Origin of the sequence: Exiguobacterium sp. s132 (genome assembly GCF_018617235.1) — a bacterium.
Classification (GTDB): Bacteria; Bacillota; Bacilli; order Exiguobacteriales; family Exiguobacteriaceae; genus Exiguobacterium; species Exiguobacterium profundum.
This window is the reverse complement of sequence record NZ_JACSJU010000001.1, coordinates 1,776,347-1,789,175: the sequence shown is the minus strand read 5'-3', so window position 1 is coordinate 1,789,175 and position 12,829 is coordinate 1,776,347. Positions and strand designations below refer to the sequence as shown.

Genomic DNA, 12,829 nt, shown 5'->3' with positions numbered 1-12,829 from the left:
TCGATGACGTGTCGTTTCTGTTGGTCCTTTTTTGAAGAGAGGATGATTCAAGTGAATGAAGCGATTGCACGAATCGGACAAGAACGGATGATTGCCTCCATCAAAAGTCCAAAACAAATCGAGGCGTTTTTACGGACAGATGTGACGACGACGTTTCTCATGATGGGAACGCTCAGTACACTCGACCGCTATGTGGCGCACTTGAAGCGAGAGAATCGAACGGTCTTCCTCCACGCTGAGCGAATCAATGGCATCAGCCTCGACCGGGACGGGATCGATTACCTCGCCAAACGTGTCGGCGCCGATGGGATTGTCACGACGAAAGCATCCGTGCTCCAGCATGCGAAGCGAGCGGGGCTCTTGACGGTACAACGACTCTTTCTCGTCGACTCGGACGCGGTCACGAGCGGGCTCAAGCTCGCCGAGGCGCAACAACCGGATGCGATTGAACTCATGCCTGGTCTGATTCCGAGCGTCGTCGAGAAGATTTCCCGGGACGTCTCTTTTCCGATTGTGACAGGTGGCATGATTCGTCAACCGATTGACGTGCATCGCGCCCTCGATCATGGGGCATTCGCCGTATCGACCGGGGATGAACGACTTTGGCACGTACAAAGTCAGAAGGAGGAATTAGCATGAAATCGATACAACTACAACAACTGGCGAAATCATTCGGGGAGACGGAAGTCATTCGAGGGATTGACGTGACGATTGAAGCAGGAGAGTTCTTCGCACTCGTCGGTCCGTCCGGCTGCGGGAAGAGTACGATGCTTCGGATGATAGCCGGGCTCGAATCCATCACAAGCGGAACGCTTCGCATCGACGGAGTGGCAGCAAACGGGATGAAGCCGAGTGAGCGTCACTTGTCGATGGTGTTCCAAAACTATGCCCTTTACCCACATATGACGGTTGAGAAAAATATCACGTTCGGTCTACATACGAAAGGACTGACGAAGCTTGAACAGCGGGAGCGTTGCCTACAGGCGGCGGAGACACTCGGGCTCACCGATTACTTAAAACGGAAACCGCGCGAACTCTCCGGTGGTCAGCGACAGCGTGTCGCCTTGGCACGTGCCATCGTGACCGAGGCACCCATTTGCCTGATGGATGAGCCGCTTTCGAACTTGGATGCGAAACTACGGGCAAAGATGCGTTCAGAGATCCGTCAGTTACAGCGCAAACTCGGATTGACGATGATTTATGTCACCCACGACCAAGTCGAGGCGATGACGATGGCAGACCGCATCATGCTCCTCAATGAGGGGGAAGTGCAACAAGTCGGGAAGCCGCTCGACCTATACAATAAACCAGCGAATACATTCGTCGCTTCTTTCATCGGATCACCTCCGATGAATCTAGTCGACGTGACACGACAAGAAAAAGGCTGGATGGCATCAGACGGGCGAATGTTTGATCCGAACACATTGACGGAGATGTCACAGGCGACACTCGGTGTCCGTCCTGAGCAAATCAAGCCGGCGGATGAAGATGTGACGTTTTACGCAGAACTGAAGAATATTGAAGTGCTCGGGACCGAGACAATTCTCGCTTTTGACATCGGGGGGAATGAATGGTTGGCAAAATGGCCGGGGCAATGGCCGCTCACGGTCGGCGAAAAAGTGGCGTGTTATGTGGATCCGAAACAGATGTCGCTATTTGATACGAACGGACAGCGCATTGAGCCACGACAACCGAAACTGTTTGAGGCGTTGGAGGTGTTCCAATGACGGTCGCCTTACCGAGAGAGAAAGTCCGGACGCGGCTATCTGACGCAGCGAGCGGATTGTTGTACTTGTCTCCGTCTATCATCTTGTTTGGTGTCTTCCTCGTCTATCCACTGTTGCGAACGATTTATTTAAGCTTTTTCCGGACCGACACACAGGGGACACCACTCGACTTTGTCGGAGTCGGGCACTATAGCAATTTGTTCACGAGTGCGGCATTTTGGCAAAGCATTCAGGCGACAGTCGGATTCGTCCTTTTGACGGTCCCGCTCACGATTTTGATTGCGCTCGGTCTCGCACTCCTCGCCAATGAGAAACTGAAAGGGATCGGTATTTTTCGGACGGCGTTCTCGGCGACGATGGGGATGAGCGTCGCGGCGTCATCGGTCATCTGGATGTTTATGTACAATCCGTCGATTGGTATCTTCAACCGGTTCCTCGAGGCTGTGGGGGCAAGTGGTGTACAGTGGCTCCTCGATCCACAATATGCGCTCCTTTCCGTGTCACTTGCGACCGTTTGGATGAATATCGGCTTCACGTTCTTGATTCTACTCGGCGGTCTGCAGAACATCGATCGGACGTTGTATGAGAGTGCGGACATTGCCGGGACGAGTTATTGGACGCAACTTCGGGCCATCACCATCCCGATGTTGTCACCGACACTTTTCTTCGTCGGGATCATCTCACTCATCAACGCCTTCCAGACGTTTGGACAGATTGATTTATTGACGAAAGGTGGACCGACGAATGCGACGAATGTCATCGTCTATGCCATCTACAAAGATGCGTTTATCAATTATAACGTCGGCAGTGCCAGTGCCCAGGCCGTGCTCTTATTCATCGCCGTCCTTCTGTTGACGTGGCTACAGTTCAAACTGGTCGAAAGGAAGGTGCATTACCAATGAGATTACGGAATATAGGCGTCTATGTCTTACTCATCTTGAGTGCCGTCGTCATGCTGTTTCCAATCGCCTATGCGTTTTCGATCAGTCTGATGGACGGGAAGGAAGTGCTCCAGGGACATCTCCTTCCACGTGAACCTTCATTGGAAAACTATGTGGCCGCGTTCGAACGCATCCCGATGATGACGTACCTGCTCAACAGTTTGATTGTCGCGCTCCTCGTGATGGTTGGACAGGTCGTATTATCGAGTCTTGCAGCATTCGCGTTCGTCTTCATCGACTTTAAAGGAAAAGGGCTCATCTTTATGCTTTTCCTGGCGACGATGATGGTGCCATGGGAAGCGACGATGGTCCCGAACTTTTTGACAATCCAGTCGCTCGGTTGGCTGAATAGTGTTTGGGGACTGTCTGTGCCGTTCTTCGCACTCGCATTCGGGACGTTTTTACTTCGGCAACAGTTCAAAACGATTCCGTATGAAATGTACGAGGCATCCCAAATTGCCGGGATCAGTCGCTTCCGATTCTTTTGGAACGTCGTCTTGCCGGTCTCGAAGACACCGCTCGTCACATTGTCGGTGTATAGCTTTTTGACGACTTGGAATATGTACTTATGGCCGCTTCTCGTCACGAACACGGAACAGGCGCGGACGGTCCAAATCGGCATCAAACAGATGCAGTCGAACGAAGTCGCCTCGGATTGGGGCGTCGTCATGGCGGCCGTCATCTTGATTATCATTCCGACACTTGTATTGTTGTTCGCAGGACAAAAGCACTTGCAAGAAGGATTGACGCAAGGCGCTATCAAATAATAGGGGGATATGACAAATGAAAAAATTAGGATTATTCGCAGGGTTGGCAAGTTCGGTGTTATTACTCGGGGCATGTGGTAGTGAAGAAGCGGCACCAGTCGCGGCGACGACAGAAGACGGAAAGACAGAGGTCGTCTTTTGGCATGCGATGAGTGGGGACTTGGAGACGGCTTTAAACAGTCAAGTCGACGCGTTCAACGCTTCGCAAGACGACTATGAAGTCAAACCGGTCTTCCAAGGAACATATGAGGAAGCGTTGACGAAATTCAATGCGGTCGCCGGTTCGGAAGACGCTCCAGCCATCATGCAGACGTTCGAGGTCGGGACGAAATACATGATTGATTCGAACAAAATCACACCAGTTCAAGAGTTCATCGACAAAGAGGATTTTGACACGAGCGTATGGGAAAAGAACATCTTGAGTTATTATCAGGTCGATGGGAAGCAATACTCGATGCCGTTCAACTCCTCGACACCGGTCCTCATCTATAACAAAGAGGCGTTTGAAAAAGCAGGGCTCGATCCAGAGAAAGCACCACGCACATATGACGAGTTGAAAGAGGCGGCGAAGAAGTTGACAACGGACGGTCAGACCGGCTTCACGATGCTCAACTACGGTTGGTTCTTTGAACAGCTCTTGGCCGCACAAGGTGGACTGTATGTCGACAATGACAATGGACGAAGCGGAGACCCGACGAAAGCCGTGTTTGATGGCGAAGAAGGACAGAACGCGTTCAATCTCATCAAAGAGATGTACGATGAGAAGACATTCCTAAACGTCGGTCAAAACTGGGACGACATGCGCGCGGCATTCCAATCTGGAAAAGTTGCCATGTACCTTGATTCGTCAGCAGGAATCCGTACGGTAGCAGACAACGCGGACTTTGAAATCGGCGCATCGTACTTACCGGTACCGAATGAAGCGGAGCGTCAAGGCGTCGTCATCGGCGGGGCATCGCTCTGGATGGGTGATGGCATTGCCGAAGAGACGAAAGAAGGCGCATGGGAGTTCATGAAGTATGTCGCTTCAACGGAAGCGCAAGCACAGTGGCATGTTGACACAGGCTACTTCGCCATCAATCCGGAAGCATACAATGAACCGATCGTAAAAGAAATGTGGGCGAAATATCCACAACTGAAAGTGACGGTCGACCAACTCAGTGAGACGAAACCATCACCGGCGACACAAGGAGCGCTCATCTCGACGTTCCCGCAATCACGTCAAAGTGTCGTCAACGCGATGGAAAGTTTGTATCAAGGGGTGTCGGTCGAAGAAGCATTGAAGCGTGCGGCCGATGAGACGACTTCCACCTTGGGGCAGTGACATGTTGATTTACGCACATCGCGGCTATAGCGCCAATTACCCGGAAAATACATTGTCCGCGTTCGAGGCAGCTCTTCCCTATGTGGACGGGATCGAGCTGGACGTACAGCTATCGAAGGACGGGCGTCTCGTCGTCATTCATGACGAAACCGTCGACCGGACGACAAATGGAACGGGATGGGTGAAAGACATGACGCTTCAGGAGTTGCGCCAGTTGAAGATTGACGGCTATGAACGCATCCCAACGTTAGAAGAGGTGCTCGGACTGATTGAACGAAGCAACGTCACCCTGAACATCGAATTGAAGACGGATCAATATGCGTATCCAGGGATCGAACGTCTCGCTTGGTTTGCTGTCAACGAGTTTGAACTCGGTGACCGTGTCGTGTTCTCCTCATTCAATCGTGAAACGCTCGTCCGAATGCGAGATGTGGCACCAGTCGCCCGGCTTGCGGTGTTGACACTCACGGGTGAGTCGGACACCGTCTCGTTCGCTGAAACGATTCGGGCCGAGGCGATTCACGCCCAGCCTGCATTTATCGGTTCGAAAGCATGGGATCAGATACAACAGACGACGCTCGAGACACGGCTCTACACGATCAATGACGTGAAGGACCTTCCCCCGATAACGGTTTCGGCCATCATGACAGATGAGGTTGAACGGTTTACAAAATGAGTAGACTAAACCCCGCTCCTGAGAAGGAGCGGGGTTCATTCATGTCATGATTGGTTCTGGTGTGTCATAGGTTGAGATGACAACTTGATTACGCCCTTCGTTTTTCGCTTGATAAAGCGCCGAATCAGCGAGATCTACCATCCGCTTGATGGGAAGCGAGGTCCCGTGTGCGACCCCAACGGACGTCGTGATTTGAATCGGTGGAAAATCGTTCAAGTGGAATAGTTCAGCAGCAATCCGTTCTCGTATCCGGTTGGCCACTTTGTCTACCTTCTCTGGCGTCAAGTCGTACATCAAGATGACGAATTCTTCGCCACCGATTCGTGCGACAGTGTCATGGGCACGCGTCTCGACTTTTAAGATGTTGGCGAACTGTTGTAAGACGAGATCACCGTTTCCGTGACCATATGTATCGTTCACATGTTTAAAATGATCGATATCGAGCGCGAGTACATTGTACGTCCGATTCTCTTGCCCGATGGAAGCCGTATATCGATCCCACACACGTCGATTGTATAGACCGGTCAAATGGTCTCGTTCAGACGACTGTTTGTACTCGATGGCACGGCGGGTCGTTTGTTCAAGGTCGATGGTGAGGATGCTCGAGAGTAGACCGACGAGCATGCCAATCATCCAAATGGACAAGACAAGGGATACATAGGCTGTGCTCCAACCCATATTGATATAGACGGCAATCGAAATAATGAAGAGCGCCCATACGTTCAAAAAGATACTCTGTAAGAAGAGTCGCTCCCGAAGCAGCCGATGAATCCAGAGCATCCCGATGCTGACGATGAACGTCGCGATAAACGCAATCACGGCCTGCTCGGTCATTCCGAACAAGAATCGTGTACTGGCGATGACAAGTGTCGCAATGAATAAAGGAAAACGAGCACCATAAAAAGCAAGCAACACGAGCGGTAAGTGACGTAAATCCACACGGACCATATCGTTAGCTTCTACGGCGTTATACATCAAAAACAGACCGAGTGCACCGGCGAGTATTCCAATCACAGAACTACGAAGACGGTACGAATTAAAAAGCGAAGAATGATAAATCTTCGAGATGATATAAAATCCGGTGAATGCGACACAAGCATTGAGCAACAAGACGGTGAGCGTCATTCCTTCACGACCTTTTTCATAGACTATACATTAACGGTAGCAGTCTTCAAATAATTGTCAATCTGAAGGTGTGTAAATGTTCATTATCTTTTCACGCTTTCTTCTTTGTTCCTCGAAACGCAAAAAACATAGCGATGCCAATTCCAATGCCGAGCCACCAATTATCGAGGGTGAGCCCGAAAACGACGGCGAATACGACCGCGACGGGAATCGATAAGTAGCCACGTTGTTTCATCTTCATTTCCTCCTCTCTTCGACACTTCTTTATTCCCAAAACGAAGGCGCTTCATTCTTGAATCGAAACAAATTAAAAAAACGTTCGACCGATTAAATCAGTCGAACGAAACCGAATGTTTAGGTGATGATTGCAATGAACAACTCTGTCTGGTGTGGAGCTCGATCGTAAAGGTGGTGCCTTCTCCGTATACCGAGTACGCATGAATTCCCCAACCATGGGCTTCAGCGATTCGTTTACAGATTCGTAGACCGAGACCGGTTCCTTTGATCGATTGGTGGGCAGCGGATTCGACACGGTAATATTCATCAAATACGTATGGAAGTGCTTCTTCCGGAATCCCGATGCCGGTATCGGATACAGATAAGATGATTGTGCCAGCACATTCAAATACTCTCGTATGGACCGTACCGCCGTCAGGAGAGTACTTGATGGCGTTACCAATGAGGTTATGGAGCAATTGCCGTAACTTTTCTTCATCTGCTTGAATCGAGACATCATTCGTTTCAAATGTCACTGTATGAAGCGGGGAGGTCGTCTGATAGCTCGACATGACATCCTCTAAAAGAGGACGGAGTGCGAACGTCGTCACGGTCAGTTGGTCAGCCGTGTAGCGCTCTTTTTGATAATCGAGGAAATTATCGACGAGCCGCTCCAGCCGTTCCGATTCTTGTTTGACTTGTGTTAGCATCTGATACGACTTTTCCGAACCTTGATGGCGTGTCATGAGTAGCTCCGTATAGCCATGGATGGCAGTCAATGGCGTGCGGAAATCATGAGACAGTTCGGCAAGGAAACTGTCTTTACGTTCTTCAAAGCGGACAGCTTCTGTTTGGTCGCGCCACATGATGAAAACGCCACGTGGTGTGCGCGTGAAGTTGAAAATCAAATGTAGCGTCTTGTCATTAGAACGCAGACGACGTGAGGTCATCCTTGGATCCGTTTCAGTCGCACATTCGAGCAATTCCTGGATGAGGTGCATGACTTGTGCGGAATCCGCCCCATGCTGTTCCAACGTGGCATATAAATAACGAGTCAATGTTTCCAATGTGTCAAAAGATTGTGTTGTCATCGAAGGGTACCATTGCCGAAGAGAATCATTCGAATACAGACGACATCTTGAGAAATCGATATAACACATCGCATCCTGTACTTCTTCCACGATGGAAGCGATGGAGAACGTGTGGCGTTGCTGTTTTTGACGAGCGGAGTGTTTCTGCCTAATCCTATGGAATCGGCGCATGGACCTACCTCCTCGCGAACATTTGTACATGCATTCACAATAAGTATACGACATTCGAGAAGGAATCCCTATACAGGCAATAGTCCTAGCAGAAACGTATCGAAATCGGGACGGATACAAAACACCTCTCCGCTGATAGAACAGAGAGGTGTCGGTCATTCGGTCACTTTTACTTGTCCCATCATCCCATTTTCTTCATGCTCGAGGATGTGGCAATGATACATAAATGTGCCGGTTTTCGTGAAGGTGATTTCAATCTTTACTCGTTCATCTGGAGCGACGGCTACCGTATCTTTCCACCCTTTTTCCTGATCGGATGGTGGGTTGCCGTCTCGACTAATGACTCGGAACTGGACGCCGTGGATGTGGAAGGGATGTGTCATCCCACCCATCATATCTGGTTTATTTTCAATTTCCCATACCTTGGTGTCTCCGCGTTTCGCTTCGATGTCGATACGCTCCGGATCATAGGTCTTTCCGTTGATTGAAACCATGTTACCCATTCCAAAAAGGGTGAGCCGTCGATCTGCCGTCTTATCTGTCGAGCGCTCCATCGTCTCGGTCACCGGAATCTTAATGGACGCCTTGTCGAGTTCACCGACACGAAACGTAGTGAATGTCACTCCGTCCGCTTTTAAGGCGGCGACATCTTCAACTTGTGAAAAATCTATCAGCACTTCGGCCCGTTCACCTGGTGTCAACGTGATGGTTCTTAAGGGAATCGGGCGCTCTAACGGTCCTCCGTCTGTCGCAATCTGCGTCATCTCGGCCTCGTTAGATAACGTAAAATCAAAATCGCGCGCATTCGAACCGTTGACTAGTCGCACACGTAACGTCTCGGTTTGAACGTCGAACGTCGTGTTGATGGCTCCATTCGCAAGAATTGTATCCCCGGTCGTTCCGTCAACGTTCATATGGGCATCATAATCTAACCCACCGTTAGGAGTGAAGCGTCGATCTTGTACAATGAGCGGGATGTCGTCGACTCCATATTCATTCGGGAGACCATTCGGTGTATCGTTAGTCACATAAAGAAGACCGGCAAGCCCTTTATAAACTTGTTCAGCTGTCGAACCCATCGGATGGGGGTGAAACCACAGCGTACTAGGTTCTTGGTCGATGTCGAGTCGAACTTGTGCCCGTTCACCTGGTGCGACGGTCTGATGAGGTCCCCCGTCCATGTCGGCAGGAATGACGAGTCCGTGCCAGTGGAACGTTGTCGGTTCATCCAATCGATTGATGGTATCGATTACGACTGTTTTTCCTTTCGGTAACTCGATCATTGGTCCGAGTAAGTCTCCATTATAACCGAATGTTTCCGATTTCTTGCCGTCTTTGAAAAATTGTGACGTGCCTTTAGTTGCTTCCACCGTATAGTAGACCGTGTCTTCCGTGACACGATCTGGCTGTAAGGCGGTCGGAATCGGAAGCGGCTGTGTCGGTTCATCCGATGCTTGGAGCTCTTGCCTCGCTCCGTGTCCCATCTGACCCGTTGCCGAATCGTTTCCCATCATATGATTTTGGTCCATATTGTTGTTATGGTTCCATGTCCCGTTGAAGAGGACGACTAGTAAAACGAAGATGCCCCCAATTAAAATCCCCGTCAACAGAAACCACATTCCTTTCGATTTCATTCTATAACACTCCTTCATTGTTCAGTCCTCACTTTGTTGTACCACCTAATTGTGAAAGAAACATGAAAGTCCAAATCTGTTTAATTATATACCATATGGGGGTATACAATTCGTGTAAAGGAGAGGATGAATGATGGAACATGCACACGATCAACATCATGAATATCATAAGGGAAGTCACGAGTCTCATCATGGCGGACACGGACACGAGCATATGATTGATGATTTCAAACGACGTTTCTTCATATCGCTCGGACTGATGATTCCGATTTTATTGTTATCGGACATGATTCAAGAATGGCTGCGGTTTGAACTCGATTTTCCGCTTGAAAAGACAATCTTATTTGTATTGGCGACGATTGTATATGTATACGGCGGATGGCCGTTCTTAAAAGGAAGTGTGGAAGAGCTACGAGAGCGTAGCCCGGGCATGATGATGCTCATTGGCTTGGCGATTAGCGTCGCTTACTTTTATAGCGCAGCTGTCGTCTTTGGATACGGAAGTGGGCATGACTTCTTTTGGGAACTCGCTTCACTGATTGTGATCATGCTACTCGGTCACTGGATTGAGATGCGTTCGGTCATGGGGGCATCAAATGCGTTAGAACAACTCGTACAACTGCTCCCGAACGAGGCGCATCGCATCAATGGGGAAGAAACGGAAGACGTTCCCATCTCTGAACTGAAGGAAGGAGACCGAATCCTCGTCAAACCGGGGGAGCAGGTACCCGTGGACGGGAAAATCATCAAAGGACGAACGACCATCGACGAGTCGATGTTGACCGGCGAATCGGTACCGGTCGAAAAAACAGAAGGTGAAGATGTCATTGCGGGTTCGATCAACCAAGAAGGGAGCTTGACGATTGAAACGATTGGTACGGGAGAAAGAACGTACTTGTCAAAAGTGATTGAATTGGTGAGTGAGGCACAAAAATCGAAGTCACGGGCTCAAAATTTGGCGAATCGGGCGGCAAAATATTTGTTCTATATCGCAATTGCCGCTGGAGTCATCACGTTCACGGTTTGGTTCATGCTCGGATATTCGGTCGGGACGGCGGTTGAACGGATGGTAACGGTCATGGTCATCTCATGTCCCCATGCACTTGGACTGGCGACACCTCTTGTTGTCGCTGTTTCGACAGCATTATCGGCGAAACAAGGTCTTCTCATCCGCAATCGGACTCAATTTGAAGAGGCGCGTCGACTCGATGCCGTCATTTTCGATAAGACCGGTACGCTGACGGAAGGGAATTTCGGAGTCACAGACATACAGGCGAGCTCGTCTTATAAGGAAGAAGACGTGTTGCAACTCGCAGGAGCAGTTGAGCGTGAGTCGCAACATCCTCTCGCGCAAGGGATTTTAAGAGAAGCCGAGAGACGGGAATTGAAACTGGCGGCTGTCGACGACTTCGGTTCGATGACAGGTGTCGGATTGGAAGGAACGGTTGACGGTGCGCGTGTTCAAGTCGTCAGTCCGCGACATATCCGCGATCAACACATTCAAATTGATGAGGAGACGTTTGCACGACTCTCGGAAGAAGGAAAGACCGTCGTCTTTGTTTTGAAAGACGGAGAATGGGTCGGGATGATTGCGATGGCCGATCTGGTGAGGGAAGAAGCGAAGGAGACCGTCGAGGCACTTCATGAAAAAGGCATTCGCTCGATCATGTTGACGGGTGACAACGAGAAGGTCGCGCATTGGGTCGCGGGTCAGCTCGGTATCGATGACGTGTATGCCGAAGTATTACCGGACGACAAGGCAAACCAAGTGAAAGACGTCCAAAAAGATGGCAGCAAAGTAGCGATGGTCGGAGATGGAATCAATGATGCACCTGCCTTAGCACAAGCGGATGTCGGCATCGCAATCGGGAGCGGGACAGACGTTGCCGTCGAAACGGCAGATATTGTCCTCGTCCGCAGTAATCCGAAAGATGTCCTATCGATTTTGGAGCTTTCACAGAACACGTATCGTAAGATGATTCAAAACTTGTGGTGGGCAGCCGGGTATAACATCGTCGCCATCCCGCTTGCTGCAGGCGTGCTGGCTCCGATTGGAATCATCTTGTCCCCAGCCATCGGTGCCGTCTTGATGAGTTTAAGCACAGTTATTGTCGCAATCAACGCTCGACTTTTGAAGATTTAACATTTCTTTCACCTTTAGTCAGTATGCTAGATGGGATGCTAATGATGGAGGGATCGAGATGAAACGAACGTTAATGCTATCACTATTCCTGACTCCACTGCTCCTGTCGGCGTGTGGAACAGAAGACGCACCGTCGGACACGAGTCAATCCGAGAATGTGACGACAACTACAAAAGACGAGTGGCAACGTGTGGGATCCGATGAAACGGTCTCCCACATCCACGGAGCTGGATTTTGGCAAGACGACGAACGTCTTGTCATCGCGACGCATGCCGGATTGATGGAATATCGAGAAGATGGTTGGTATACGCTGCCGACAAATCGCCATGACTACATGGGATTTGAAGTCGTCGAGGATGGATTTTATGCGAGCGGTCACCCCGATCGTCGGACAGATTTCAAAAATCCACTTGGGGTCATGCATGGAAAAAATCATGGGGCGGTACTCGAGAGTCGGTCGCTTGAAGGCGAGGCAGATTTCCACTATATGAGTGCCGGTTATGCCACAGGTACACTCTACGTTTATTTGGAGGAAGCGACCTCGGAGCTAGAGCCGGGATTTTATCGTTCCATCGATGGTGGGAAATCATTTGAACCGATGCAGGTACAAGGGATAGAGGAAGCGCAAGTGGCAGGAATCGTCGCCGATGCGACGGATGCGGAGCGCGTCTTCTTGTACGGGCCGTCCGGCATCCTCGTTTCGAATGACTCTGGAGATTCGTTCGAGCCACTTGTTGAAGCAGAACAAGTTGTCACGGTCGGAGCGGATGAGGGGCAGCTGGCATACGTACGACAGACAGATGGTTCTTTCGAAGGGGTTCGTTTCAACTTAGACGATGAGTCGACAGAGACGTTCAATCTTCCAGAGCTTCAAGCGGACGTTGTGCCAATCGAATTGGCAGTCAACGAGGAGCGCATGTTGCTTGTTACATCGGATAACAGCGTATATGAGTTTACAGACGGGGAATGGGAGATGCGCCTCGACAAAGGTGAGCTCAATTGATTAAAAGACGC

At 50.1% G+C, this 12,829-nt stretch carries 12 protein-coding genes; 8 read left to right on the top strand and 4 right to left on the bottom strand.

What is annotated here, in order from left to right:
- The first annotated feature begins 51 nt into the window (after window positions 1–51).
- The 6 genes from KNO78_RS09045 to KNO78_RS09020 are packed head-to-tail and all read left to right on the top strand — an operon-like array spanning window position 52 to window position 5,435.
- Entirely contained in the window at window positions 52–639 is a 588-nt protein-coding gene (locus KNO78_RS09045) for a glycerol-3-phosphate responsive antiterminator (protein ID WP_084543122.1), read from the top strand.
- Complete coding sequence (locus KNO78_RS09040) at window positions 636–1,727, top strand: ABC transporter ATP-binding protein (RefSeq protein WP_159562953.1); 1,092 nt, start codon at window positions 636–638, stop codon at window positions 1,725–1,727. Before KNO78_RS09045 ends, KNO78_RS09040 begins: the two co-directional genes overlap by 4 nt.
- Window positions 1,724–2,629 carry a carbohydrate ABC transporter permease gene (locus tag KNO78_RS09035; protein WP_214690443.1) on the top strand — a complete coding sequence of 302 codons (906 nt, stop codon included), beginning with the start codon at window positions 1,724–1,726 and terminating at the stop codon, window positions 2,627–2,629. The genes KNO78_RS09040 and KNO78_RS09035 overlap by 4 nt, the downstream gene beginning before the upstream one ends.
- On the top strand, window positions 2,626–3,435 hold the full coding sequence (locus KNO78_RS09030; RefSeq protein WP_047794841.1) for a carbohydrate ABC transporter permease: 810 nt from the start codon (window positions 2,626–2,628) through the stop codon (window positions 3,433–3,435). Before KNO78_RS09035 ends, KNO78_RS09030 begins: the two co-directional genes overlap by 4 nt.
- Window positions 3,436–3,451: 16 nt before the next feature.
- Window positions 3,452–4,759 (top strand): ABC transporter substrate-binding protein, encoded by a 1,308-nt coding sequence (locus KNO78_RS09025; protein WP_196431251.1) that lies wholly within the window; start codon window positions 3,452–3,454, stop codon window positions 4,757–4,759.
- Between the two features lies 1 nt (window position 4,760).
- Entirely contained in the window at window positions 4,761–5,435 is a 675-nt protein-coding gene (locus tag KNO78_RS09020; protein WP_074035776.1) for a glycerophosphodiester phosphodiesterase, read from the top strand.
- 39 nt (window positions 5,436–5,474) lie between these two features.
- On the opposite strand, the gene KNO78_RS09015 is transcribed toward KNO78_RS09020, so the two are convergent.
- From KNO78_RS09015 to KNO78_RS09000, 4 genes are all read right to left on the bottom strand, one after another.
- On the bottom strand, window positions 5,475–6,560 hold the full coding sequence (locus KNO78_RS09015; RefSeq protein ID WP_159562951.1) for a GGDEF domain-containing protein: 1,086 nt from the start codon (window positions 6,558–6,560) through the stop codon (window positions 5,475–5,477).
- 91 nt (window positions 6,561–6,651) lie between these two features.
- Window positions 6,652–6,795 carry a hypothetical protein gene (locus KNO78_RS09010; RefSeq protein WP_026825140.1) on the bottom strand — a complete coding sequence of 48 codons (144 nt, stop codon included), beginning with the start codon at window positions 6,793–6,795 and terminating at the stop codon, window positions 6,652–6,654.
- 97 nt (window positions 6,796–6,892) lie between these two features.
- Complete coding sequence (locus KNO78_RS09005) at window positions 6,893–8,038, bottom strand: sensor histidine kinase (protein WP_214690444.1); 1,146 nt, start codon at window positions 8,036–8,038, stop codon at window positions 6,893–6,895.
- Window positions 8,039–8,193: 155 nt separating this feature from the next.
- Window positions 8,194–9,672 carry a multicopper oxidase family protein gene (locus tag KNO78_RS09000; RefSeq protein WP_251125265.1) on the bottom strand — a complete coding sequence of 493 codons (1,479 nt, stop codon included), beginning with the start codon at window positions 9,670–9,672 and terminating at the stop codon, window positions 8,194–8,196.
- Between the two features lie 130 nt (window positions 9,673–9,802).
- Between KNO78_RS09000 and KNO78_RS08995 the strand changes: the two genes are divergently transcribed.
- Together KNO78_RS08995 and KNO78_RS08990 are read left to right on the top strand one after the other, a co-directional pair.
- Window positions 9,803–11,815, top strand: a complete 2,013-nt coding sequence (locus tag KNO78_RS08995; protein ID WP_159562948.1) for a heavy metal translocating P-type ATPase — start codon at window positions 9,803–9,805, stop codon at window positions 11,813–11,815.
- Window positions 11,816–11,873: 58 nt separating this feature from the next.
- On the top strand, window positions 11,874–12,818 hold the full coding sequence (locus KNO78_RS08990; protein WP_214690446.1) for a F510_1955 family glycosylhydrolase: 945 nt from the start codon (window positions 11,874–11,876) through the stop codon (window positions 12,816–12,818).
- Window positions 12,819–12,829 lie beyond the last annotated feature (11 nt).